Source organism: Pseudomonas sp. WHRI 8519 (assembly GCF_040224055.2).
Classification (GTDB): Bacteria; Pseudomonadota; Gammaproteobacteria; order Pseudomonadales; family Pseudomonadaceae; genus Aquipseudomonas; species Aquipseudomonas putida_X.
Map to the genome: position 1 here is coordinate 2,833,486 of NZ_CP167996.1, position 24,722 is coordinate 2,858,207.

Genomic DNA, 24,722 nt, shown 5'->3' on the forward strand with positions numbered 1-24,722 from the left:
AAGTGCGAATCCAAACACACTTTCACTCTTGTGTTAATCGATCAGCGGATCAACTTTAGCGTCATACCTGCCAGGGCCTCATTGAACTCATCAACTGCTGTAGCCGCTCTACCGTCAAGGCTTGGCATGTGGTCGTGAAGTTTTTGGATGCTTTGCTTTAAGAGCAGATTGCTACTCAGTAAAATATCTTTCGCAGAAACATTTTTTAGCAAGCTTTTACACAAATTTTTGCCTTGAAGGGTCAGTCCTATATACAGCGATATGTTGACAGTATTTGTCTGCACCCGTACAAATTTTACATGTTCGTCGTACACGTGAAAGCGCGGGTGGTAAGAATCAACAAAGTCTTGAGGCTTTGGGTAGGCTGCCACTGCTGCTAAAGCTGGGTCAACCCAGCATTCATTACTCTTTGCGTGATTGCAATCAAAACAAGCAACCGCCAGATTCCACAGATGGAAAGAGTGTTGCACGAATGGCTGTCTAGGTAAAATATGCTCAATTGGTTTGGCGTGAGAAATATTAACCAGGGGGCGCTGACAGTAGCAGCACTTACGACCTTGCTCCGCTTCGAGAAAGTCTCGAAGGTACTTTCGGAGAAGCCTTCCAGTTACCCCTGATTGTTTATTTTTATTGTGCTCGTAAAGTTCAACCCACAAGTCGTTCGGACTTTCAAGGTTTCCGGCTTGGCGACTATTGAACTCAGTTGCAGCACGAGCTGAAAACTCCTTCAGGAGGCGAAGCGTGCCCGGCTTGTGCGTTTTCATCCCATGGCATTCGTCACTGTACCTAGCTTCGAACGCTTCAATCTCGGCTTGGCTCTTGAAACTAAAGTGTGTCATTGCTAGCCCACCTGAATGACTGAGCGAATTGCTGTTATGGCTTTGTGAATTAGGTCAAGATCGCCATATTTCTGCGCGCCTTTATCATGCTTTGCAGTTTTATCAATTATATCGCTGATGGTAGAAAGATCTTTGATTGCCGAGGATCCGAAATTACTAGCTTCACGCGCATCGGTGTTGACGAGCTCAATTACACCGGATACAAGTCTGGCACATTTTTCATGAACTTCTCTGTTGTGGGGCGTGTAAGTATGGAAGCCCTGCAGCAGGATGGTCTCAACCGAATGCCTGTCTTCAAGGTCTAAAAGATCAAGAACACCTTCGTTCACATTGTAGCAATACGAGTTACTGTCTGCGGCGTTAGCAATCATTACGGGAGAATGTGTGGCCACAACTACGGAAATATCAAATGCTTCAGCCAGAATTGAGAAGGCCTTAGGCAGCACCTGTTGCCATCGTACGTGAAGGCTGATTTCCGGCTCGTCGATGAAGTAGGTTGTATTTGGGTCTGCTGCACTAACAAGAAACGCGATCAACTGAATGATGTTTCTCTCTCCAGAGCTAAGATCTGAAAACGGAATAATGACATCATGGTTGTGCGAATGTGTTTCGCGATCTTGCCTCGGGACGATACCTATCTCATACTTGGCTGGGTCAACTTGTCTCGCTGCGTCAATGGCCTCTTGGTCGCGAGAATTGCTAAGGTTCAACGAAATCGCACTGTATTCATCTTCGCTTAGCTTTTCCGTCTTTCGTTTTCGAAGCAAGTAGACTTCCTGGTTGAAGCCCAGTTCGATCAGAATCGCAGCGAAAATACTAAAGCGCCTTGAGCTTTCCAGTATAGAAATAAGTGATTTTGTTGACGCCTCACTCCTTTTTGCGAGAGATTGAGACTCGCCGATCTGTTTGTAATATCGTTTCAGCTCTCCCGTAGCTTTCGGAAATCTATCGACCCGAGATACTGAGAGTGCGGTGCACTCCATTCTTCTCTCTGCAAGCTGGTGAATGAGATCGCATAGCAAAAAGCTCTTGCCCACACCATTATTTCCGATGATATAAAGGCATTTGTTAGTCTGGGACTCGATGAGGTTCTCCAGAATGGGGGCCCCGTTAATCAAAAGGCTGGGTTGGTAGCTATCCTTACCGTGATCGCTCACCTCCATGAAATCGCTGGATTGGAATGAGCCACCCCTTTGTCGACGCAATACTCTGCACAGAGATGGTATATCGGTGTATCCGTTTGAAAACTGAGCATTAATAATACGTTGCACTGTAGGCAGCATACGGTTAGGGCTGCTTCCGCGCTGCGCCCAAATGCTATGAATCGAGCTTGCGAGGTTTGCAGCATCCAAGTAGCCGAGATCTTTAATTGCGGGATTATTTCGCGAGACATCTATTTCAAGCACCTCATCAATCCCGTGACTGGTATCGGAGGTGGCAACAATCAGCATCCCATATGAGTGTGACCTTGCTGTTGGTGCTGAAAAGCTTATTACTGCATTGACGGAGTAGTTCTGAGCCACTAGATTCAAGACTTTTAATGCGTAATTATGGCTTTTCTTTCGGAACTGAGGTGTTAGTACGACAAATTCCCCACGCACACCTATGCTGAGAAGATCTTGCAATGGGGTGATCTTCGGAATTTTAAGGGTTGATGATACCTGCACGTCTCTGCGATTTAGGTCAAGGACGTAGACTGGATTTTTTACAGGGAAGTCGGGTATGCCATTAAAATCAAACTCGGTGTATCTCACGCCATGCATTTCAAGCTTAAGCTTAATCAGCTCACTCTCACCACTTCGGTTATCCGCAATCATGTGGTAAGAATTAAACTTTGAATCGATGGCAATCTGCCCCGTGATCGGCTGCACATCAACTATCGATTTGCAGTTTAGGCTTTCAACTATTCCAGCGGTCAAAAAAGCTGAAACCCTTGAGTAGTTAGCCGTTACTCCATACCCTGCCGATAGGATGTGATTAATTATAAATATAATGAAATTACGAACACCATCATTATTTATGATAAGCAAATGATTTCGCACTACATCATGGCAGCTTGCGAACACTTCATCACTTAGTCCGTGGAGGGCTATTTTTATGCCATAGCTGTCCCTCTGAAAATATCCTCCAATTTTATCTATTAATTCTTCCGGAGTGGACAGGCGGTCTAGCTGAAAGTCACTATCGCTCTTTAAATGAGTAATGGCAAATACGAGTATCACCCAGTCAGCGTCAGCGCCGTTCAACCTCAATGAAGACAATTCGGAAATAATTTTTCGGCGAATTTGAGTCCAGTCAACATCTTGAGCAATCAGTTCCATTATAGCTTCAGCCGTTACGAGTTTTATATCGCCTAGGCTCAGATGCTATGGCATGGAGCTAGGCAGCCAGAAATAGCCACTATTGTGCCATGAATGAGAAAGGGTGCATGCGCATTCTATTGGGGAGTCGTCCGCCATTCTTTGATGAAAGGGTCAAGCCTCAGTGAAGCAGCGTACATGGGCTATCCTGGGCTTAAAGTTTGATCTCTGGCTGTTTGGGTGTAGGAGGGTGGTCATGATGGCGCCGGCCCGCACTGAACCAGTGGTCATTTTTCCAGCTTCCGGATAAGCCCGCCGAACTGTTGTGCCGGCTCCACATACCGCAGTGCTGACTTCACATCACTCCAGCCCACGTACCCCATGAGCGTTTTGATATCCCAGCCCGAGCTCGCTGCCCAGGTAGCGAATCCGCGCCGGATCGAATGAGTGGAGTATGCCTCTGACTGCAAGCCACAGCGATCAAGAGTGTCGCGAAGGAGAGGGATCAGGCTGTGAGCTGCTAGAGGCCGTTCGCTGATATTGCCCCAGCGATCGATAGCTCTGAACACACTGCCCCTGGTAAGGCCGGCAGCTTCGATCCAGTTCAGGTACGCCTCCACTGGGCAGAGCTTGCTCAGCGAAGGTGTCTTGTACTCGCGGCCGATGTTCTGCCGGTCTCCTTTGGTCGACCCGAGATAAAACCTAATTCCGACATAACGCTCGGCATGCGTGTTCTCGATCGTGAGCCTGGCCAGCTCATCTCCGCGGAACCCCCTCCAAAAACCAATAGTGAGGAGGGCGATGTCGCGAGTCGCCTTGAGCAAAGCGGCCATGTTGCCTGCAGCTCTTGCCTGAGCAGCCTCATCTTCCAGGTGTGCCACTGCTTTTTCGAGATGCAGCAGCGCCAGCGGGGTTGCTTGCTTCTGCTGAGCAGGGTGTACCGCCCGGATGCCTTTGAGCAACTGCCTGACCTTAGGGGCTTTCGTCGGGTCGGGGAAGCCGTGAAACCATCTCAGGCTATTCGAGGCAAACGCGACATGCTCCGCAAGGCAGTAGAGGCTTACGGTTTCGTTCACGTCAGAATCTTCGGTTCTGCTTGCCGCGGTGACGACGTCGACGGAAGCGACCTTGACCTTCTCGTGACCATACCAGCCGATCGGGAAGGGAGGATATCCCTTTTCGACACTATGGAGCTCGAATCGGCCCTTGAGGAAATGCTGGGCGTACCGGTTGATCTGAACGTCGCGAACAACATGCCTGAGCATCTCAAGCCAGAGGTCGAGCGCTCTGCCGTTCCCCTATAACTAGGAAAGGATTAGTGCCAAATGGCATGGCTCTGCATTAGAAAAATGTCGCAAATGCGTCAAATCTATCAAAAATGCGACATTTCTTGTGGCCTAACCTTGAATCAAAAATTCAAAAACGGAGTTCTCTTGTTTGTTTTCAAAAGCAAAGCAGCGGCGTCCCTACCACCTATCAACCCGCCAGATAGAGCTGGCCTGCACGGTCGTTCCTTGGCTTTTTGCACTTGATCTCTGCGAAGCGACTTTTTGAACGAGATCAAAGGTAAATCTTGAGGAAATTGACTGTGTCTGTGCTCGCACGAACGATTGTCGCCTCTTTGGGGCCTGCAAGGCCCTCAGCTTGCTTTTGCAGCCAAATAGCATACAAATAAGCCTGATTTTTTTGTGGGTATTTGACATCTTGATCAGACTCTGAGGTAGGGAGTACAAATGTACCCTTCGCTGGATCTTCACAAGCTGTCGCGCCTCCATCCAGGGGCGATTCTTGGCTTAGTCACAAGGTCAACGCAAAAGCAGTGAGGCAGGTGTCTCTAACCACTGGCTTTCGGGACAAACATCCCGGCGATGATCCGAGCATCGAGCAAAGCATGATGGGGAAGGTCTGACCCATCGTTAAGAGGCTCAAGGCTGAGTGCATTGGTTGGCGCCGGATACACATTCTGCGGCCACTTACCTTCGTAGTACGCGAGTTCGCAGAACAGCTCCCAATCGTACTCCGGGGCATCAGTCACCACTGTAGTCATGCAGTCGAATGAGCGTAGAAACGCTAACAGCCTGTCCCGGGCGTCGAGCATGGGACAGCTATAGTCGCCACCCCACAACTGAGGGAGCACGATCTCCTTTACGAAATCACTGCAGTCGTCCAGGTGCCATGTGTCGAGCAATTCGACATAAAATTCCCTGCCGTCTTCTGCTACCAGCGCCAGCGAAATCAGTTTTGCTGTGGCGTTGAGATGCGTGAATTCGCAATCCAGAAAAATTCTCATCAGAAGGATCCTGTACTACCAATGCTTCGTAAACGACTCACAATGCCTCAAGAAGGAATGCTCTGGAAAGCTGCGTTGGAACACCTGGGCCCCCAAGGACTTCTCGAAACCGTGGCTGATCTGCTGCGTTCGTTCGGGCCGAAACCCGCCCGCAGTCAAAAGGAGTATCTCGAGCGGCAATGGCTAGGCGAGGACATTCTCAGGATAGTTAAGAGCGCTCAGGTGGAGGCGGGCATCGAAGCGCCAGGCCCTGACGATTTGCCCAATAGCGTATCGATCCTGGCGTGCTACAGCGATTACCTCGCAGACCGTCTCCTGCTGCTAGTGCCCGCTGACGTCGTCCCTCGGGAACTGGTAGGGAGGCGGCTTGACGATGACTTAGGGGTTTGAAAGCCTAGCTGGACGCTTGCACAGAGGCCCTCTCGTAGCCTCTGTATCCTTTGGCTCTAGGTTTACTTACTGGTTATTGGCGAATCTACTCAATAGCGTTCTCGCTGTAACTAGAGCCAAGTGGAGTCTCAAGGTCGAGTGATCCTCATCCGATAACCCTTTGTGTGAGCCATCCGAATGCAGCATTTTCAGTAAACCGTTCAGCATTCCTTTTCCATCCTGATTCCATTCTGAACGGCTCTCGGAGAGAAATTCGCACTTCGCCAGAGCCTGGAACCCGTTGTTTAGAGAGGGATTTTCTGGTAATTGATCGGGCGCGATTAGTGTCGCTATTTCCAATATAAGGCTTTCGAGGAATGTCCTGATCTGGGCATTGGCAGCAGCCCAATCACCCCTTGTATGGGCGTCAATCGCCTGGTCAAGGTGGCCGCAAGATCTAGAGAAACCGAAGTTTTTCAGGTGCCGGTGCACTTGGTCATCACCAGCAGCCAAATCCACATTTTGTGGCAGGCTTCGTCTCAGCCATGGCGGATTCCCTTGACCACAGTCTCCTGCGTCCCACGAGACCGTAAAGCCATCCCGTGCCAGGCACCGCTCAAGCTGATTCTGCTCCGCGTATCTGGCGGGCGAACTCATGAGACGAACTGCCTCTCGGACTAGAGCCTCACCAAGAGTCATTTGCCCATCGCGGGCCCAGAAGACAAGCTCCGCACGCTCTAAAAGTGCTTTATTGAACACCACTCTCTTCTTCGATACTGACAACTCACTACCTGAGGGCACACATCGCTCCAGCTCGAGACGCTGAATCATCAGGTCGAAACCAGCGCTTGTCCCTGCTACCTCTATCAGGTCAGAAGCTGCCAGTAGCGTTTGGCGAGTGAAATACAGTTGGTCAGACATCACGTACCTCAACGTGTAATAGTTGCTCGATCATTGGCAGTTACGGATCCTTTGCATGAATACCTTCCCTGCACCATCATGAGCTACTACCGTGCCATCTCAGACTGTGGAGGCACAAGACCGAGACGCCTCGGACACGCCGAATCGCAGCGAACACGAAGTGGTGGTAGGTACGAAAGCTCAGCCGAAAGCCTCGTGGATGAGAGTTTGAATGACGGTGGCTGGCCCATGTAAGAAGTGTTCCTGGCTACTGATTTCGAAACGTACAGGATTAACGTGTATGACTTTCGCGCCTGCTCCTAGCGCACGTAAGGGCAGCTCCGCGGCTGGATACACGACACCGGACGTACCGATCGAGAAGAACAGATCACAAGCACCTGAGGCAGCAAAAGCCGCGTCCCAGGCTTCGTCTGGAAGCATTTCTCCGAACCAGACGACTCCGGGTCTGATGTACCCGTGACATACCTCGCACCGCGGCGGCTCAAGACGGCAACCATCCACTGGTAATTCATCGGAAGATAGGGGAGCCATGTGAGCATTGCCGCAGTCAATGCACCTGGGTGAGTGAAGGCTGCCGTGAAGGTGGATCACGTCTCGGCTACCAGCTCGCTCGTGCAGGTCATCCACGTTTTGGGTCAGGACTGTCAGCTTAGGAACGTGCTTAGCTAGCTCTGCTATCGCGAGATGAGCTGCATTCGGCTGCGCCTGGAGCACCTTCAGCCTACGAGACTCATACCATCCCCAGCACAGACTAGGATCCTCTCGGAATGCTTCGGCAGTTGCCAGTTTGGCAGGGTCGAATCGAGACCAGAGACCAGTCAATGCATCTCTGAACGTTGGGATTCCACTTTCAGCGGATACGCCGGCGCCGGTGAAAATCACGACGTGCTTTGCTTCCTGCAACAGCTTAACGATGGTACTGAGGGGCATTGAGATATCCTGGAATTCGCTTCACTCGAGCTTACCCGAGCCCACACCTGAGGTCATTGCGTGATGGCGATGACCAGGAAAGCAGAGCTTGAAAAGCGTCGCACAAATGTCCAGAAAACCAGGCTGGCGCTACGGAGCAGGTAAGGACGGGAGAGTGCTGCTCACATCAAATATAACTGTATATGCATACAGTATACTTGTTAGCTACGGAGAAACGCGTACCAATTGAGCGTATTTTGCATCGCTGGCGCTGATTGAGCAGCACGGAGCAGGCTATCCCCGCGCAGGCCCTCATTTTCTCGTAAACCCCAGAACACGGGCCTCCCAGGCTAACTGAGCTGCCTTTTCTGGACACTTATTAGACGGCAGCGTGCAGTGAGTATCAGATCTGCGCACAGGAGACATACACTGTATGCATATACAGCGCACGCTGCACGCGGACAAATCATTGCGTCCGATGGGTAGGCGGTTCGTTTTCCGAGATGCTAGGGTGAAGCTCTCGAGACACCATCCAACCCATCTAGAGGCACCAATGAAAAGGACAGGAAGTCGGCAGCGCGCAAGGGAAAGCATCGCGAGGATGATCGCAAAGATCCAGAGGCTCGAGACAGTACGTCACTCTGGGTATCCAGGAATCATTGAACGACTGAAGCGTATGTTTGGAGCTGCGCTCAGGACACAGCAGGGTGTCGAGAAGAACCGGCAATTACAGCAGAGCAGATGACTATACCGAGCACGATTACCTAGCGATTTTCTGAACAAGCTCTGAGCTCCTGGGCGACCCACTGCCGAAGAGACAAGAATCAGCACCCTTAATCAATCGCTGGCGCCTGCAGCCTTGTCGCCACTGAATGATCTCCGAAACTTCTCCACCTGACTCTGGCACGGGTATCGCTCGCAAGCGGAGCGCGCGAGGTGTGAGGATCGAAGCCCACCGGGCCAAGACGAATGCGAAGCGGGCGGCTTGGTTCACGAGAGCCGGCCCAACGGGCACGCCCTGGAAAGCCCTTTATGCCTACTCGTCGAGCTCCAACCGACATACCGGCTTACCACATCGGGTCAAAATGAACGTATGACCTTTCTCTGCGAGCTTGATAACTCGACGAAAACGTCGACGTGCCTGGCTCATGCTCATCACGTATTCCATAAAACCCTCTTAACCTAACAATCGTCGAAGAAGCCCTTCGACCTGTGTGTTCTCATACTTGGCGCATAGCTCGTCGAGCTTGGCGCCCCGACGCTCGCCAGTCGTAAGGCTCAGACCATGCAGCGCGTTAACTAGCCGCTGCTGCTCCTCAACGCCTTCGCGAACTTCTTGCCATATTGAATTGGCTAGCTTCACCAAGGACTCCAGCTCCGCCGCCAGAACCTGTGTTTCGATGAGCTTATTGCTGTTCACTGTCGTCTTGAGCGCCACTGCACGCTGCTCAAGCTCCTGGAGCTGCTCGCTCAAGCACGCAGCCTGGTCGATCGACGTAGCAACACCATCAATGAAGATTTTGTCTTCCTGAATGCTGTAGATGGCCAGCGAACCGTCGGCTCCGCCGGTGACATCCAGCGCCAGCACGTTGCCTAACCTCAGAGGCCGCGGAATCCACGTATGCCCCGTGCAAACGCGCCATACACCCAGGACGCCTTCACGATGGTGCTTAACGATCCGATCTCGCCCCCACAGGGCGATCTCCTCCATTGCGGGATTGTCGAGCTGTTCCAGGAAGGTTGACCAGGTCATGCCCGCGGGTACATCTGCATGCACGACACCCACGGCACCCCGATCCGACTGAACCTCAATGGCGATCGGCAAGCTCCGGAGCTTCCCAATGATCATCGCTTTGGACTCATCAGCAATCGTCATCCACCAGCCCGCGCCATGCGCCGAATAGCGAGCCTCGGGATTAGCCTCATAAGCATCGATCAGCATTCGCTCGTGGTTGCCTTGGACGCTGAAGAACCAGGGCTCCCCGAGCAACTTCAGCCCATCCAATACACCAGGCCCGCGATCAATCAGATCGCCCACAGCGATCAGTCGATCCTTGGCTTTATTGAAGCCCAATGCGTGCAGCCCGCGGTGAAGATCTGTAGTTTTGAAGTGGATGTCTCCGACTACAAAGTCGCGACCGTGGGGATTTTTTGGAAGCTGGAGAACCTTAGAATTCATGGGGCAGGGTACGTCTCCGGTGCCATTGCCGTTAAGTCGATACCCACCTATTTTCCCCTGCTGGAGCTCGTTCGTCGAGGAAATCGGCCCCTTCAGCAACGCCTCGTGTAATGATCCCATATGGGAACATTAAGGGCATTTTTAGGGGTTAATGTCCCCAAACGGGAACACTATGGAGAGCGCTGAGCTGGCGCTCAGACGAAAAATATTTCGTCTGAAGATATGGCTCAAGAAGTCGTTCAGCTTCGCCACGTCGGGCATGCGACTGCTGATGTGGTGCTCAAGGTTTACCCGGAGCTGAAGCCAGATAAAGACGCATGGATCTAGATTACCAAGGCTGATCTGTCTGGAGCTGGATTGACGGAAACCATGAAATCGCCTGGCTGAGCGCATGAGCCGAGACATCAAATCAAAGTAATGCGGCGAGATGAGTACGACAACATAGCCAGCCGCCTGGGATTGAAGACAAAAGAAAGCCCGCTGCTAGGCGGGCAAGGTCTATCACACGTAGGGATAGCTGGAGTGTCGGGCATCGCATGTGAAAAGGGCGTGAAGATAAGGTCAGCAAAAAGCTGACGTTCGTAGTTGACGTATTCAACGACCGAGATCCCAGTTTTTTCCGTCCGTATGCCGGCTGAGCGAGAACCCCTGACAATTCGGGATATGGTTCGCTATCTCGTACTCACGCCAATCCAGCATTGCTCGACTGTCGATCTCCTGAGGTTTCTCCTCGAGCAGCCAGCGCACGGTATTCATGACCTGCCCATGCGAAAAGACAACGATATCACTGGCCGACTGCTCTGCTAGTCGCTCAAGAAATGCCCGAGCCCTGGTCACTAGGTCGATGAAGGACTCAGCACCTTCACCGTCCGAAAAGGCAGGATCTGATCTCTGCCAGTAAGCCTCGACCCAACCCCGCCGCTGTGCGACCGTCGTATCTACACAGCGTGCTGGCGCCAGGTAGGTGAATTCGTAAACCGGCCAAGTTTCGAAAGCAGCATCGGGATAGAGTGCCGTGGTGGCCAGCGCGGTAACTTGGGCGCGAAGGAACGGTGAGGCGAGAATGAGCCCTGGGGCGCTGGTGATCGACTGCGCGACGTTGCGGGCTTGCTCCAGGCCTTTTGCCGTCAAAGGAATGCTTGCGTGATCCCTAGTTGGCTCGCCAGCGTTGGCGGCGCTCTCGCCGTGGCGTATCAGCCTGACGTTCTTCATTGACTATCCATCCTTGGCTTACGTTGCTTGGGTTGCGCCATGCTGGCATGGCACCGTATGGGATAGCCATGCGAAAGGGAGAGATCGTGAAAAGAGAGCTCTCTCTGGCAGAATGCAGAGTAGTGTGTTCGTTCTCTCTGGGGGAAACTCGTGCTGACATTTTCGGCGCTAAGGATGCTGGCTCAGGAAGCACCTCAAGATCTGATGAGCTGGTCGCGCTTCGTGGCGCAGACTGAGTTCGTCTGGCAACACCCCGCCTTGGTAACAGATGGTGAAGGGTGGCAGGCCCTCTGGTTTGAGATGGAGATACTCAATGCCCTTGCCTTGGCCGAGTGGGAGCAGGAAGGATCCCCTCAAGATTGGTCGCACCGGTGGAGGGAAGGGTACGAGCAGGATGCGCGTGGATTGGTTCTGGCGCTGATTGCTCTGATCGTCTGCCCTGAATCATCAGAGTAATCCACCACACAGACGAACTGTCGCGCAGCTATAGGGCAGGGGAGCGGATCTCATCTTGCTTCGCCCTCGCAGCGAGGGAAGGCTGAAGTCTAGAGCTTAAGTGCCCATGGGAAGCAACGCCCAGTCCAGGTACACCGCCATGACCTTGCAGGTGCTCGATTTCGCAGCGCAGGCTGTTAATGAGATCCACTGGAGAACTGCCGGTCTGCTCGCTCAGGGTGAGGGTCAGTATGGTCAATGGACTCAACTCCAGGCGTTGACTCACCTGCTCGAGCTTGTCCAACGTGATGCTTGCTCGAGCCCCCTCCAGCTTGGAAATGAACGTCCGGCTCGTATCACCGAAATCTCGCTGCGAGATGTTTCGCTTGCTGCGAAGCGCGCGAAGGACAATGGCGAATGATGACTTCAGTGACATATACGGATCCTCCGCTTGAACTGACAACCTGCATCCACCCGCGTCCACAGATTCGAAACCGGCTGCTTCGCCAGGGAGCGGGGACGCAGAGGTCGACCCTGCGCCGAAATACTGTTGATGCATACAGTATATACAGCTAATCTTGCCGGGAGAACATTTGTATCCTTAGCAGCGACGAGCGTTATGACGAACCTAAACGAGACCGCAGACGACCGCTTTGCCTTCTTCTCGAGGGAAGAGCTGCTCGAGCATCAGTGCCTTTTGCTGGAGAGCGAGCTGGCCCTTATGGGAGGAGAGTTGACGGCTTCCCGCGAGAAGATCGCCACTCTGGTTTTGATGTGGACGGGTATCAAAAACGAGCTCAAAGAGGCTGAGGCTGAATTGAGCAAGGCTAGGTACCAGCTTGAGGTAAGCAATACGGCACACTGACCATGTAGGCTACCTGCGGAACCTCAGACGCTGAAGGGTTCGCGGTTGGCCGGCAAATCTTATTGCTCGAGATCAGGGCGTGTATGCATTGAGGTGCACCTGATGAAGCGTACAATTTTGGGAATGGCCGAGGCTGGCGAGTCACTTTTGCAGCAAGCTCTCCAGGCAATCCGTGCCTATCACACAGCACAGGCCGAAGGTAGGCCCACTGCTGAAGTCGAGCGACTGAGGCTAGAAGCTGATCACCTTTACCAAACCGTCATTGATTATCAGCTTCATAAAGCTGGTACGTTGGGTGAAATTCAGCACTGAAGCGGTCACAGCAGCGGTCGCTCAAGCATGAGATCTGAAAACTGCTCCAGATTCTGGATGGCGGAAGCGCCCGAGCGATCTAAGTAGTGCCCCTCGATGCCAACCGCTCGCGCACCGTCTCGATCGCATCGGGTTGAGTCGCCTACCATCCAAACCACAGGTGCAGTTGCTCCGGCAGATTGCCCCGGCCTGGCGCCAATTATCTCAAGTAGGGCCTTGTAGATACGAGGATCGGGTTTAGCGGCGCCGACCTCGTAGCTGAATGCATAGGCATCCATGCTCGGGAAAAGCCGCTTCACCGCCGCGCCATAGGGTTTTGCGAGGTTGCTGCAGATACCTAGAGCAACACCACGTTCCTGGAGCATGGCGATTGCTTTGATCGCGTCAGGATATGCCTCGATGGAGTCGAGCTCGGCCTGCAGATCGGTCTCGATCTCGTCCATGCGTGACTGTGAGGGATGGATGCCCAGATGCTTGGCGACACCTTGCAGATCCAAGTTCAGCGTCATGATGAGATGTGCATCGCCTGGGTGAGGGCGCCGGCCCTGCTTGATGCCTTCGCGCAGCAATTGGCGGTATGGATTCGTTCTGTGGCCTATTCGTACAACCGTGCCGAACGCATCAAAAATGGCTGCTCTACTGTTCATCAGCTCTCACTCTGATCTTGTGATGGCGGTAAGGCGATGCTTGGCCTACCGCTACGTACACTTGATACGGACGGTCAATCCACGAAGGCGAGCTCCGCCTGCATGCAGTTCAACTCATGATAGCTCCTGGCTCTACGAGGCAAGCGACGCACTTGGTGGCCCATCTCTGGGATCATTCGAAGGCCGGGCAAGCCCTCTTCCTGCTGCAGACCTGCGATCTCTAATTGCAGCTTGGAAACCAGCTCAGAAGGAGGCTTACCCGTTTCCTCACTGAGCGTCAGGGTGAGGAGGGTGAGCGGGCTGAGTTCCAGACGTCGACTCACCTGATCGAGCTTGTCCAATGTGATGCTCGACTTACCTAGCTCCAGCTTGGAAAGATAGGTACGGCTGGTAGTGTCAGCGAAATCTCTCTGGGTGATGTTGCGCTTACTACGCAGTGCACGAAGCACGCTGGCGAAGGAGGCTTTGAGCGTCATGCTTCAGTCTCGGCGGATTGGCTATCTCGATAGGAGGCTACGTATTCAGCTTCCAGCCTACCACGGCTGGAAAATGAGAGCGTCCATGCGTATACCTTGAATGACGTCGTCATCGACTCCAGTCTGCCTATCCCCAAGTGAGTGAAGTGAAAATGAAGCCGATGGATCTGAGCAAGGTCTTGATGCCGGATGATCCGATGTACACCGAGGCCGTCGAGGCCTTGAAGCGGTACCACGAGGCTCAATCCAGCGGCGTCACTGGTGTGGAGTTGGAGCGCTTACGGATGATTGCCGAGCAACAGTTCCAAGCGGTGACAGACTATCAGCTAGGTGCACTTGGAGGTCTACCCCCGGAAAATCACTAAGGCGCTAGCCAGCGGGAGTCCAACCTCGAGAGCAGCGTGCATGCTGGCGCTAAACGGGGCGCCTATCGTATATAGGGACAATCCGCCGATAAGAGCTACGTTTCAGGTAGGATGCTGGAGCCTCTGCAGCCCAAGTCGGGTCTGCTCCTGACCTGCTTGAGAGTCATCTATGAACGGGCATTCGGACGCCTTCATTCAACTCAATCGTACCTTCTCCAAAATCGTCCTCGATGCAGATGTCGACGACGACGCAGACCTAAACGCCAGACACAACCGAGCAGGAAAACTCTCCTGGTCTGACCTGTTGAGCCATCACCGCGTAATCCTGCTATCAGAGGCAGGCTCAGGTAAGACTGAAGAGATCAGGAATGTCGCTCGACAGCTCCGAGGTGAAGGAAAGCCAGCATTTTTTCTGCGAATTGAGCACATCAAAGACTTCTTCGAAGGCGCATTTGAAGAAGGTACGCACGATGAATTCATCACCTGGTGCAGCTCGGGCACAGAAGGCTGGATCCTTATGGATTCAGTTGATGAAGCGAAGCTGCGAAGCCCGCTCGACTTTGAGGTGGCCATACGCAAGCTCGGCTTGTATGCGAAGAAGGCAGGTGACAATGCTCACATCGTTATCACCAGTAGGCTTTCTGCCTGGCGCCCCAAAACTGATCTTGCGCTGTGCCAAAGAGAGTTTCCGTTCGCAGCTGGCTCCGGTGAAGCAGCAGAAGGTAAAGACGCTGCAGGCCCCTTCATGCTTGTCACCTTGGACGACATCCAGGGGGAGCAAATTGACACATTCTTGAGAGCTAAGGGCGTTGAGGACGTGGATAGCTTCAAAGTGGCTATTGAGCGAACCGAAGCGAGCGGGCTCACAACCCGTCCGTTGGACTTCCTTGAACTCGTCCTCTTCTGGAAATCTCAGGGAAAGATTGGATCTCGCTACGACCTGATGCGTAGCAGCATTGAACGGCGGCTCCAGGAGCATGATACGAACAGATCACATGCCAAGCCGATAGCTCCCAATAAACTCCGCCACGGGGCAAGACTGGCTGCCCTGGCTACTACGTTGGCTCAAACGTCTGCTATCCGGATCCCTGATGGGAACCGAAACACTAGAGGGATGCCGCTAGATGGAGTTCTCGGTGATTGGACTGAGGTCGAATGCGAGGCCTTGCTCAGCCGGCCTATTTTCGATGAAGGAATCTATGGCACCACGCGTTTTCACCATCGCTCAGTAAGGGAGTACCTCACTGCAGAGTGGCTACACCATCAAATCCTGAGCGAAGCCTCCCGCGTCAGGATTGAAGGCCTCTTTTTCAAGACGCATTACGGCCGCGAGGTCATAGAGCCCACGATGCGACCTGTTTTGCCGTGGCTCTCATTGCTTGATGAACGCATCCGGGAACGAGCTATCCGTGTCGCTCCGGAGATTTTTTTTGAGGACGGTGATCCTAGGCATCTCCCGAGCGACTCGCGGCGTGTAATTCTCCGGCGAGTGTGTAAGACGCTGGCCCGACCTGCACATGATTGGACAGTCACTGAGCACACGGCTGTTCAGTTGTTCGCGCACACCGACCTTGCGGAAGTCGTAAAAGAGCTCCTTGCCGAATACTCTGAGCACAGCCACATCGTTTCCTTCCTGCTTGATATGGTTGCCCAGGCCAGGATGTTTGCCGTAATTCCAGACGCCTTAGATTACGCCCTTAATGTCAAGGACAACCGCGTCAAGGTGGCTGCAATCCGCGCGGTCAAAGAGGCAGGTTCTGCAGATGACGTCGCTAGCCTACGAATAGAGATGCTGGCGCGAACCTCCAAATTCGGGCGTGACTGCTTGGCAGAGCTTCTAGAAAACCTGCCGATGGATGAGGTGTGGATTCGGTGGCTTTTAGACTCTCTGTCGCGCTCTGCGCGTAAGCCGAGCTACAGCAGCAACGATGAACTCGCTTTTGCGATCTCGGACGTCGTGGACGCATCCCCAACAGAGCTCCTTCATCTATTTCTTGAAGGAGTGGATGAGCTTTTTGATAAGGCTCCCGCAATTGATCGCGGCTACTGCGAGATCTCTAAACGCTTTTCCTGGTTGGCAGAACCCGCCGCTCAGGCAGCGCTGCGCCTCCTGAAATCCAAAGATGCGAATGCTATGGAGCCGCGTGTGCTGTCTGTTCTGCGAAAGCTTTCTCGCCTAGACAGCTACAACGACCTTGCCGACAGGAGTGCGATCACAGAAGTGAGGGAGCTCGTGCCGACTTGGCCCGAAATGGATCATCTACTGTTCTGGCATGATGTCATCGAAACGCGCAAAAGCGCGGAGAAGGCTATTGCCGACACCTGGGATCTCGGCGGTTTCCGGCATCTTTGGACATACAACACCCAAAATTTTGAGCGTGCATGCGCTGACATTACACAGAAGACAGAACTCGATGATCAGCTCATGGCATTGAGTCTGGCGTTTCACATCCACCAAGAAGCTGGTCGTCCTGCGACCTGGCCCGAGCAACTTGAAACCTCGTGTGGGGGGCGTCTGGAGCTCCTTTCAAAGCTGGAGTCCCTTAGCAAGCCTCAGTCGAGCGAGATGACTAAGTTTGAGCGTCGTCAAGCGGAGCTGAAGGAGAAGCAGGAACGTCGAGAGGCCAAAGAGCAAGCAGAGTGGCAATCTTGGAAAGAGGGTTTGGCCGAAAATCTCGCATGCTTGCTTGGCTCCGCCACACCAGGCGCTATCACCAACGCCCAACATACTCTTGAACGCAAGAGGCGCTCACTGGCGACAGGCACAGGCAAGAGCTCACAGGGTGACTGGGCTTCACTCATTCCTGAGTTTGGAGAGCCAATTGCCAAGGCCTTCCGAGAAGGCGCCATCAGGTTTTGGAGGACTGCCCCTCAGAAGTTACCGAGCGAAGGAGGGCACGCCTTTGTACCATCAGCGACTGTATCATTCGGCCTAACTGGGCTCGCTATAGAGACCACAGAACAGCCAGATCTCTTCTCACTGATGACCGTCGCCGAGGCTGACATAGCGGCGCGTTTTGGCTTGCTCGATCTCGGCTTCCCGACTTGGCTATCGAACCTGTTCTCTTACCATCCTGGTGCCGTTGCGGGACTCGCTCTCCAGGAGATCGAGAGCGAACTCAGTGCAGCTCCAGGTGAGTCGCACCACCATTGCATACTAGAAAAGGTGCGAAGGAGTGGTGCTTGGATGTTCGACCATATCGCCCCGTCACTCATCTCGCGGCTGGAGAAACCACTCGGAAGCGTCGCCGGTCTTCAGCTGGCGCTGAGCATTTTGAATGATTCGTCCATTGCTGATGACGCGATTTCGAGGTTGGCCAGTGTGATGGTTCTCCCCAGTAGCGCGCCTGAGATAGCAGCCACATGGTTTGCTGCTTGGATCGGGACGCAGCCAATCGTTGCAATCCCGGCTCTAGCGCAACACCTCGGAGCACTGACATCTGAGGAGGACAAGGCAAAACTCATGATGCTCTGCCTGACGGTTATCGCAGGTAACCGCAACGGTAGCCGCTGCCGTCAACAGTACAAAGCCCCTCAGCAAGCTGCGGATTTGTATCTACTGGCCAGCAAGTACATACGAGTTGAAGACGATATCGACCGCCTAGGAAAGGGCGTCTACTCGCCTGGTCTGCGCGATGACGCTCAGGACGTAAGAAATGGTCTCCTAAACATCATTCGGGACACCTCTGGCCATGAAGCTTTTCTCGCACTCGAGAAAATTGCTTTTGAACATCCAGCACAACGTCTACGAGCATGGAGCGCGTTTTACACGGAGCAAAGAGCCACTGCAGATTCAAAATCTTCGCCTTGGGAACCGGCGGACGTAGTCGACTTCCAAAACCAGCTTGAAAAGGCACCAGCTAACCACCGCGAGCTATGGAGTCTTGCGATTGACCGTCTCCACGATTTGAAGCACGACCTTGAAAATGGAGACTCGAGCATTGCAGAAATCCTGCTGCTCGCTAACCAAGAGACTGCCCTCCGCAAATTTATCGGAAACTGGTGCAGAGACCGTGCGGGAGGACGCTACGTCATTCCGCAGGAGGAGCAGCTCGCAGATGACAAACGCCCGGACTTCAGAATGCATAGCAGCCGATTTGATGGGCCAGTGCCTATCGAGCTGAAGCTCGCTGACAAATGGCCTGGGTCGCGGTTGTTCGAGCGACTTGAGAATCAGCTGGGCGGAGACTACCTACGCGACAAACGCTCTAGCTGCGGGATATTCCTTGTGGTTAATCAAGGAGGCAGAGGAATTTGGGAGACACCGAAGGGCCGATTAGCTTTTGACGAGCTCGTCATGGCACTGCAGGATGAATGGCAGTCCTTGGCCCCTAAATATTCAAACGTAGCTGACATCAAGGTCATCGGCATTGACCTTACCAAGCGAGGGGGGAAAGCTGCAGCAAAAGCTATCAAAGCCAACCAGGCGAAAGCCGGGCAGAGCGAGGGGGAGTAGACCATGGCCGATCTGATTGAACGAGAACGCCAGTTCAGACAGCTGCTTTGGGCTCTCTCCGATCTCCGCCCCCGCGACCCTAAAGGGCGATCTGCATACTTTGGCTCCGTCTTGTACGCACCTCCTCATGCTCGTCAAAACGTCGAATCACCCCTCGGGCCGCAAAATATTAGACATCCAATCAGTTCCGGCGCCGTGGCTGGAGCGTTTTACAGAAGTGAGCCGAGGATCCATACGAGTAGAAGCTAGCTCGCATTCTGATGATTTGGAGAAATTCGTTAGCGAATGGGAGAAGTAAGGTTACCCCACGCTTGGCGTCCGAATGCGACCGTCAGCGAGCGGGGTTCTGAAGACTATTGATGAGGTAAACATGGAAGTTAGGCAGGTTACCCTAAATGACATCAACGGATTTTACTCGCTTTTTTGTGAAGTAAATGCCGAAGGCCTTTACTCAGCTCGCTCAATCCCGCCCCCTCTAGAAGCAATAGAGCGAGCATTAATGCAAGTTGTAAAAAAATCTTGGCCTGTGTACGTGATAGAGCATGATGGTCAAATAGTGGGCTCGGCGGAGGCCTACCCGGAAAGCTTCTGCCGACCTCGCGGTAGCGATAGCATCGGTGTTCTGGGGATGCAAGTGAAACGGGAATATCGCCGCAATGGCCACGGCACTGCTCTCCTTTCAGCCGTGATTGAGCATTGCCGAGGTGCGGGCTTCACCTCGGTGGATCTCAGTGTCTTTGAGTCAAACAAGCCTGCCAGATCACTTTACGAAAAGCTTGGTTTTACCCGCCTGGAAGACCTTCCGCCGTGCACTCTTGCGTGCGGCAAGCTTGAGCAGCCCATTAAGATGCGTCTAGCGCTCTGACCATCATTCAGATGGCTCGGTTCAGGGCTGACAGTGTCAATGCGTGATGACTAGACGCTTACGAAATAAGTGACGTTTCTTCTAATGAATCGAAGTCATTGACCGAAAGACTGCAGATAGATGCACATTTCTCAATGCTTGCATTCGTCAAGACAAAGCGAGGCAGAAATTAATTTATTTTTCCTAAAGGTTTGACTAAGGGCAGCCGTATATATAAATAACAACTTGAATAGGTGGAAGTGGAATTTTCAATGCATCGTGATCCAGGAATTTCAACAGCAGGTAGTAAAGTCTCCTTTGAGTCTATCCGACCTCTACACTGGCAGGGATACGGACTGAAGAGCGCATTCATTGGGGAAGTCGCCACCAGGGGCGGTCACGTATACCTAACCTTAGATGGATCTGAATACGCTTTCAGCGCACAGCAATCCACAGAGATTTCGAAGAATCTGCTTCAAACGTTTGGTATCTACGCAAAGCTGGGTGTTTTACAACCAGATGATGAGCAGAAAGATCTTTTGGGGGGGTGTGAGATATGGCAACAGATCATGGCAAAGCGGCTGGGTTCTACTTCCTTGCCCTCTATGCATGTCTTCAAGGGGACGACCCACGGCTGGGAATTCGTGGCCTCTGCGGACTTCGAGCGACCGGATAATCCCAGCAGCGGATCTAGGTATCATAGGGTTTGCATAGCGCTTGATGAAGAAATTAGCCTTCCATGCATCAGCATCGACAACCGAGCGTTTGCTTTCAGTATTGTGGATGCGCTATGGCTGATCGAGAATCTTCAGATTGCCGGGTACCTCGCAGCGATGGCTGACGAATAGGCTTGCCTGCAGAGGGGGGTGATTCTCGTGCAGAAGCCCGAGGCTAGGGGGTTGTAACGTAGTTTCTGGAATGTAACATCAGCCACGTTACATTCCAAAAACCACGTTACAAACCATGAGGTCAGGCCCCAGGGGCAGAGCGTCTCTTTGCTTCAGCCAGGTGCTCGTTAAGCTTCGCAATGCTCATAACCTCCGATCCACGATGCACCACCGCATGGCAATTCGGGCACAGCGGGATCAAATCCTTTATTGGATCGAGCTTGTACTCTGCGCCGATCGTACTCAGAGGAACTATGTGGTGGACATGGATGAGCCCTTCAGCAACCTCGCCATAAGCCAGTCCGAAGTCAAATTTGCACGCAAAGCAAACCGCTTTGTAGTGATCAATACATGCTGCCCGAGCCTGAGCGCTACGCTCATAGGCATTAACCGTTACCTCTCGGACAGCGCCCTCGAGGTACAGCTCGGGCTGACTGACCTCTTCAGGGAGTGCAGGCATCGGCAGGTCGTCGTACGCAAACCAGTCGCCATCCTGCTTCAATAGCCATTTACGCGTGATGGAGCGCTCAAAATCTTTGATCTTTGCAGGGCCAGCACCGTCCTCATCCTGGCGCTCATCCGAGTGTGTAATCTTGAACGTATAGAGTTCGTATCCTTCCTCTCCAACCAACCTGAGATGCTCGACGCTCTGCGAGTAACCATGGTTTCGACGTCCATTTTCGATTTCCCAATCCTCGCTGAGAAGGAGTGAACGACCGCCACTTATGTGGATATCCCATGCGCCAAAAATGATCTGGCGCTTTTGGTGATTCACAAACGACCAGCTCCACGTCCAGTTGTTACACGTCGCCCCCAAGGACTCTATGAACGCTTTGCGGCTTGGGTAGTAGGGAGTAGTCATACGCAGATCCTGTGCGTGGAGTGCCGGAAGGGGTGGTGAGGGACGTACGGAACGTGACGGAGTCGACAACGTTAGCGCTCCGCTTATAGCATCAGGCCACACGGCCATCAAAGCGCCATACAAAAGCACTTCGCCAAGGAACGTCGACTGTGATCACAAAAATCCGCATCCGTGGGTATCGCATCTACAAAGATTTCGAGCTTAAACCCAACCCAGGCGTGAACATCCTCGTCGGTGACAATGACGCAGGGAAGTCCACATTGATGGAGGCCATCTCGCTGGCGCTGAACGGCCGGATAGGTGGACGAGGGATCCTCGAAGAATTGAACCCACACTGGTTCAACACTCAAATGGTGGCTGAGTTTCTGGCCCTACTGGATGCAGGGAAGACGCCTAAGCTCCCGGAGATTCTGATTGAGCTTTATCTACAAGATGTAGCCGATTTGCAGGTGCTACTCGGTGCGGTGAATGCGGACGTGCCGACCAACGTGTGCCCGGGGGTATTCCTCTCCATTTTCCCGAACGAGGAATACCAGGACGAGCTGGATCAGTGGCTCAAGGATCCATCACCCCTGTTGCCCGTTGAGTATTACACCTACGAATGGCGGTCGTTTGCTGACAACGAGCTCACTCGGCGCCCGCGGGCGCTTTCGGTGGCCACGATCGATTCTCGGACGGTCAAGTCCGCCGCTGGGGTTGACTATCACCTTCGACAAATTCTGAGCGATCACCTGGAGTCGGCTGAGAAGGCGCAAATCTCGCTGGACTATCGAGGCGTCAAAGCATCCATGACTGAAGGAGCGCTGGCGCCGGTGAACAAGCGCCTCGAGGGTCTTGGCGCTGCACTGCAGTCAGAGCCTATGGCGCTAGCAATGGATCAAACGTCCCGTACATCCTGGGATAGCGTGGTCACTCCTCACGTCGACGGCCTTCCGTTCGCGATGGCTGGCCAGGGGCAGCAAGCCGCAATCAAGATCTCCCTCGCGATGAAACGGCATTCTTCAAGCGTGAAAATCGTGATGATCGAGGAGCCGGAGAACCACCTCTCACACACCAGCCTAACGACACTGCTCGACCGTATTGAAGACCTGGCCACGGAGGAGCAGCAGCTCTTCATCTCTACCCACAGCACCTACGTTTTGAACCGGCTTGGCCTCAATGCGTTGCTACTACTCCACCGCAACAGCGCGGCCAAGATCACGGAGCTCGATCCGACAACGGTGAGCTACTTCCAAAAGCTTCCAGGCTACGACACCCTCCGTCTCGTACTGGCGAGAAGAGTCGTCCTGGTTGAGGGGCCATCTGATGAGATCATCTTCGAGCGTGTCTATAAGGATCTGTACGATGCTCGCCCGATGGCCCATGGCATTGATGTCATCAGCATGCGCGGGCTAGCACTGGCTCGGTGCTTAGAGCTTTGTGCTGCGATCAACAAGCCGGTCGCCGTAATGCGAGACAACGATGGCATAGATCCAAACGAGCTGCGTGAACCAGTTGAGAAGTGGTTGGAGGCGAAACGCAGAGATCTGTTCATCGGTGATGTCGTTCACGGCAAAACGCTTGAGCCGCAGCTCATCACCGCCAACGGTGAACCTCAGTTACGGAAGACGTTGGGCATCAAAGAGTCAGCCGTATTACTGACGTGGATGGCACGTGAGAAAACGGAGGGTGCAATTCGAATCGCCGAATCTGCCGAAGCCTTCAGCCCACCTCCTTATATGAAGGCCGCGGCGGAGTTCATTCACAATGCCTAACCATCTGACCCTGGCGGTCGCCGGCGGGAGAAAAACTCAGGGCCTCGTAGATCACTGCAAAGGTCTGCCCAGTGATCGCCGCGTCCTTGTCGCCACGTTTACCCAGACAAATCAGCAAGAGCTTTCCCATCGGCTTCGAGCACAGGCTGGTGATCTCCACAACATCGAGGTGTTGGGTTGGTACACGTTTCTACTTCGCCACTTTGCGAAGCCGTTCCTGCCGGTGAAATTTCCCGGTGAACGGGTAGGGGGCTTCAATTTCGAAGGGCGCCCCTACAGGTTCGCCAAGGGCAAGCAAAGGTTCATGGACGGAAGCAACCAGATCTACGGCTGCGAGCTCGGCCGCCTGGCGCGCGAGCTAATGGCTGCAACACCTGCGTTGCTTCGCCGCCTGGAGCATCTCTACGACGAGATTCTGATCGACGAGGTTCAGGATCTGAGTGGTTACGACTGGGAGATCATCCATGATCTGCTGCACTCTCGAATCGACGTTCGCATGGTCGGTGATGTTCGCCAGGCCGTGCTGTCGACCAACCCGAGGGGCCAGAAGAATAAGCAGTATGGTTACGCCGGCGCTCTTGAATGGTTCCAGGAACGCGAGCAAGGAGGGCTGTTGAGCATCAATTACGCGACAGTCACCTATCGCTGTCGGACGGAGATTGCAACGTTCTCTGACACCATTTTTGATGCGTCCTGGGAATTTCCAAGCACCACCTCAGAAAACCACGAGGTCTCAGACCATGACGGTGTGTTCCTGGTGCACTCAAAGCACGTTGACCAATACGTTCAACAGTACCGACCGCAATGCCTTCGTGCCATGGCAGCATCCGGCAAGGAGTTTGCCCTCGACTATATGAACTTCAAGGTCTCCAAGGGCGCGACGTTCGAGCGTGTGCTAGTCGTACCCACAGGGCCAATCACGGCTTTCATTCAGAAGGGAGCCTGCCTCGAAGCCACCTCTGCAGCCGCATTTTATGTCGCTGCAACACGCGCAAAGCAGAGTCTTGCAATCGTGATCGACAAGCCGGGCAAGTCGACTCTGCCGGTCTGGGAACCCTGACCACTTGAACCGCTCCATCCAATCAAAAAGTTGCCAGTCCGGCTAAAGTTTTCGCGATTTTGTACCGTTGTTGTAGTGAAGACCTCTAAATCGGGACTGGTACTTTGACTGATCAAACAACCGCATCACCTTCAAAAATCGACCCTGTCCAATTGATCGAATCGTGCAACGACTCATCGCTGCCAGTGGTACACACATCAGATGGAAACCGTATCTCCTTGACGCTCGAGGGCGAGAGCTACGATCTGTCCGCGGTACAAGCAGACGCGCTTGCATCAGGCCTTTACGAATCCGCTTTGCGTTCAGGAGCGGACACCGTCACCCCTTGGGCAGAGCATCAGGTTGAATCAGTAACCCCCATACCTGTGCCTCAATCAAAAAAATTCGGTGTGAGTGAAGTGAGCTCAGCCGATTTCAGAGACGTGAAGTTTCTTGCGATGGGTTGGCTTTACGAGGGTGAGGGTGAAGACCCTGATTTTCCAAAGAACGTGGTCTTCATCAAGGTCAGCCAGCGGGATGAATTTGTACTCGAGCTGGGGGAATCGCATCACCAACTATCTCTGACACAGGTCGAGCTGCTGTATCTTGGGCTAGTACGCGCTGCCTTCGGTCTGAGGCACAGGAGGTGGGAGGTCAACGGAAAGTCGATTCGTTGGCACAGCGTTCAAGAGGCAGCTTTAGGTGAGACCTGTCGGACTGGCTGATGATCTCTGGCCGCGCGGGAAGCAGTGGCGTTGGAG

General features: G+C 53.4%; 23 protein-coding genes. 12 read left to right on the forward strand and 11 right to left on the reverse strand.

The window, feature by feature from the left end; translation table 11 throughout:
• Positions 1-41: 41 nt before the first annotated feature.
• From ABRP30_RS12990 to ABRP30_RS13000, 3 genes are all read right to left on the reverse strand, one after another.
• Entirely contained in the window at positions 42-839 is a 798-nt protein-coding gene (locus ABRP30_RS12990) for a hypothetical protein (RefSeq protein ID WP_349975397.1), read from the reverse strand.
• Positions 840-841: 2 nt separating this feature from the next.
• Positions 842-3,160 (reverse strand): AAA family ATPase, encoded by a 2,319-nt coding sequence (locus ABRP30_RS12995; RefSeq protein WP_349975396.1) that lies wholly within the window; start codon positions 3,158-3,160, stop codon positions 842-844.
• A 266-nt stretch (positions 3,161-3,426) separates the two neighbouring features.
• On the reverse strand, positions 3,427-3,972 hold the full coding sequence (locus ABRP30_RS13000) for a tyrosine-type recombinase/integrase (protein WP_349975395.1): 546 nt from the start codon (positions 3,970-3,972) through the stop codon (positions 3,427-3,429).
• Positions 3,973-4,176: 204 nt separating this feature from the next.
• Here ABRP30_RS13000 and ABRP30_RS13005 point away from each other — a divergent pair, with 204 nt between their 5' ends.
• Positions 4,177-4,443, forward strand: coding sequence for a nucleotidyltransferase family protein (locus tag ABRP30_RS13005; protein ID WP_372490459.1), 267 nt, complete (start codon positions 4,177-4,179; stop codon positions 4,441-4,443).
• Positions 4,444-4,973: 530 nt separating this feature from the next.
• Here ABRP30_RS13005 and ABRP30_RS13010 read toward each other — a convergent pair.
• The 5 genes from ABRP30_RS13010 to ABRP30_RS13030 all read right to left on the reverse strand — a co-directional run bounded on the left by ABRP30_RS13010 (position 4,974) and on the right by ABRP30_RS13030 (position 11,019).
• The gene (locus ABRP30_RS13010; RefSeq protein WP_349975393.1) at positions 4,974-5,429 is read right to left on the reverse strand and encodes a hypothetical protein; all 456 of its coding nucleotides are present in this window, start codon (positions 5,427-5,429) and stop codon (positions 4,974-4,976) included.
• Between the two features lie 456 nt (positions 5,430-5,885).
• Positions 5,886-6,719: a hypothetical protein gene (locus ABRP30_RS13015; RefSeq protein ID WP_349975392.1), complete on the reverse strand. Its 834-nt coding sequence runs from the start codon at positions 6,717-6,719 to the stop codon at positions 5,886-5,888.
• A gap of 180 nt (positions 6,720-6,899) precedes the next feature.
• On the reverse strand, positions 6,900-7,649 hold the full coding sequence (locus ABRP30_RS13020) for an NAD-dependent deacylase (protein ID WP_349975391.1): 750 nt from the start codon (positions 7,647-7,649) through the stop codon (positions 6,900-6,902).
• Positions 7,650-8,805: 1,156 nt separating this feature from the next.
• Positions 8,806-9,807 (reverse strand): metallophosphoesterase, encoded by a 1,002-nt coding sequence (locus tag ABRP30_RS13025; RefSeq protein WP_349975390.1) that lies wholly within the window; start codon positions 9,805-9,807, stop codon positions 8,806-8,808.
• 594 nt (positions 9,808-10,401) lie between these two features.
• On the reverse strand, positions 10,402-11,019 hold the full coding sequence (locus ABRP30_RS13030; RefSeq protein WP_349975389.1) for a histidine phosphatase family protein: 618 nt from the start codon (positions 11,017-11,019) through the stop codon (positions 10,402-10,404).
• A 150-nt stretch (positions 11,020-11,169) separates the two neighbouring features.
• Between ABRP30_RS13030 and ABRP30_RS13035 the strand changes: the two genes are divergently transcribed.
• The 4 genes from ABRP30_RS13035 to ABRP30_RS13050 all read left to right on the forward strand — a co-directional run bounded on the left by ABRP30_RS13035 (position 11,170) and on the right by ABRP30_RS13050 (position 12,631).
• Positions 11,170-11,475, forward strand: coding sequence for a hypothetical protein (locus tag ABRP30_RS13035; RefSeq protein WP_349975388.1), 306 nt, complete (start codon positions 11,170-11,172; stop codon positions 11,473-11,475).
• A gap of 139 nt (positions 11,476-11,614) precedes the next feature.
• Positions 11,615-11,875, forward strand: a complete 261-nt coding sequence (locus ABRP30_RS13040) for a hypothetical protein (RefSeq protein WP_349975387.1) — start codon at positions 11,615-11,617, stop codon at positions 11,873-11,875.
• A gap of 198 nt (positions 11,876-12,073) precedes the next feature.
• Positions 12,074-12,319 (forward strand): hypothetical protein, encoded by a 246-nt coding sequence (locus ABRP30_RS13045; protein ID WP_349975386.1) that lies wholly within the window; start codon positions 12,074-12,076, stop codon positions 12,317-12,319.
• 102 nt (positions 12,320-12,421) lie between these two features.
• Complete coding sequence (locus tag ABRP30_RS13050) at positions 12,422-12,631, forward strand: hypothetical protein (protein ID WP_349975385.1); 210 nt, start codon at positions 12,422-12,424, stop codon at positions 12,629-12,631.
• 5 nt (positions 12,632-12,636) lie between these two features.
• Here ABRP30_RS13050 and ABRP30_RS13055 read toward each other — a convergent pair whose 3' ends face one another.
• Together ABRP30_RS13055 and ABRP30_RS13060 are read right to left on the reverse strand one after the other, a co-directional pair.
• Positions 12,637-13,278: an HAD-IA family hydrolase gene (locus ABRP30_RS13055; protein WP_349975384.1), complete on the reverse strand. Its 642-nt coding sequence runs from the start codon at positions 13,276-13,278 to the stop codon at positions 12,637-12,639.
• Between the two features lie 74 nt (positions 13,279-13,352).
• Positions 13,353-13,754, reverse strand: coding sequence for a helix-turn-helix transcriptional regulator (locus tag ABRP30_RS13060; RefSeq protein ID WP_349975383.1), 402 nt, complete (start codon positions 13,752-13,754; stop codon positions 13,353-13,355).
• A 152-nt stretch (positions 13,755-13,906) separates the two neighbouring features.
• Between ABRP30_RS13060 and ABRP30_RS13065 the strand changes: the two genes are divergently transcribed.
• The 4 genes from ABRP30_RS13065 (at position 13,907) to ABRP30_RS13080 (ending at position 20,267) form a co-directional block, all read left to right on the forward strand.
• Positions 13,907-14,119: a hypothetical protein gene (locus ABRP30_RS13065; protein WP_349975522.1), complete on the forward strand. Its 213-nt coding sequence runs from the start codon at positions 13,907-13,909 to the stop codon at positions 14,117-14,119.
• A 169-nt stretch (positions 14,120-14,288) separates the two neighbouring features.
• Complete coding sequence (locus ABRP30_RS13070; protein WP_349975382.1) at positions 14,289-18,575, forward strand: hypothetical protein; 4,287 nt, start codon at positions 14,289-14,291, stop codon at positions 18,573-18,575.
• A gap of 370 nt (positions 18,576-18,945) precedes the next feature.
• On the forward strand, positions 18,946-19,440 hold the full coding sequence (locus ABRP30_RS13075; protein ID WP_349975381.1) for a GNAT family N-acetyltransferase: 495 nt from the start codon (positions 18,946-18,948) through the stop codon (positions 19,438-19,440).
• Positions 19,441-19,691: 251 nt separating this feature from the next.
• Positions 19,692-20,267 carry a hypothetical protein gene (locus tag ABRP30_RS13080; protein WP_349975380.1) on the forward strand — a complete coding sequence of 192 codons (576 nt, stop codon included), beginning with the start codon at positions 19,692-19,694 and terminating at the stop codon, positions 20,265-20,267.
• A 121-nt stretch (positions 20,268-20,388) separates the two neighbouring features.
• Here the strand turns inward: ABRP30_RS13080 and ABRP30_RS13085 are convergent, their stop codons facing one another.
• Positions 20,389-21,168 carry an HNH endonuclease gene (locus ABRP30_RS13085; RefSeq protein ID WP_349975379.1) on the reverse strand — a complete coding sequence of 260 codons (780 nt, stop codon included), beginning with the start codon at positions 21,166-21,168 and terminating at the stop codon, positions 20,389-20,391.
• A 149-nt stretch (positions 21,169-21,317) separates the two neighbouring features.
• On the opposite strand from ABRP30_RS13085, the gene ABRP30_RS13090 reads away from it, so the two are divergent.
• From ABRP30_RS13090 to ABRP30_RS13100, 3 genes are all read left to right on the forward strand, one after another.
• Entirely contained in the window at positions 21,318-22,922 is a 1,605-nt protein-coding gene (locus ABRP30_RS13090) for an AAA family ATPase (protein ID WP_349975378.1), read from the forward strand.
• Entirely contained in the window at positions 22,915-23,982 is a 1,068-nt protein-coding gene (locus ABRP30_RS13095) for a UvrD-helicase domain-containing protein (RefSeq protein WP_349975377.1), read from the forward strand. The genes ABRP30_RS13090 and ABRP30_RS13095 overlap by 8 nt, the downstream gene beginning before the upstream one ends.
• 104 nt (positions 23,983-24,086) lie before the next feature.
• On the forward strand, positions 24,087-24,686 hold the full coding sequence (locus ABRP30_RS13100) for a hypothetical protein (RefSeq protein WP_349975376.1): 600 nt from the start codon (positions 24,087-24,089) through the stop codon (positions 24,684-24,686).
• The last annotated feature ends 36 nt before the right edge of the window (positions 24,687-24,722 follow it).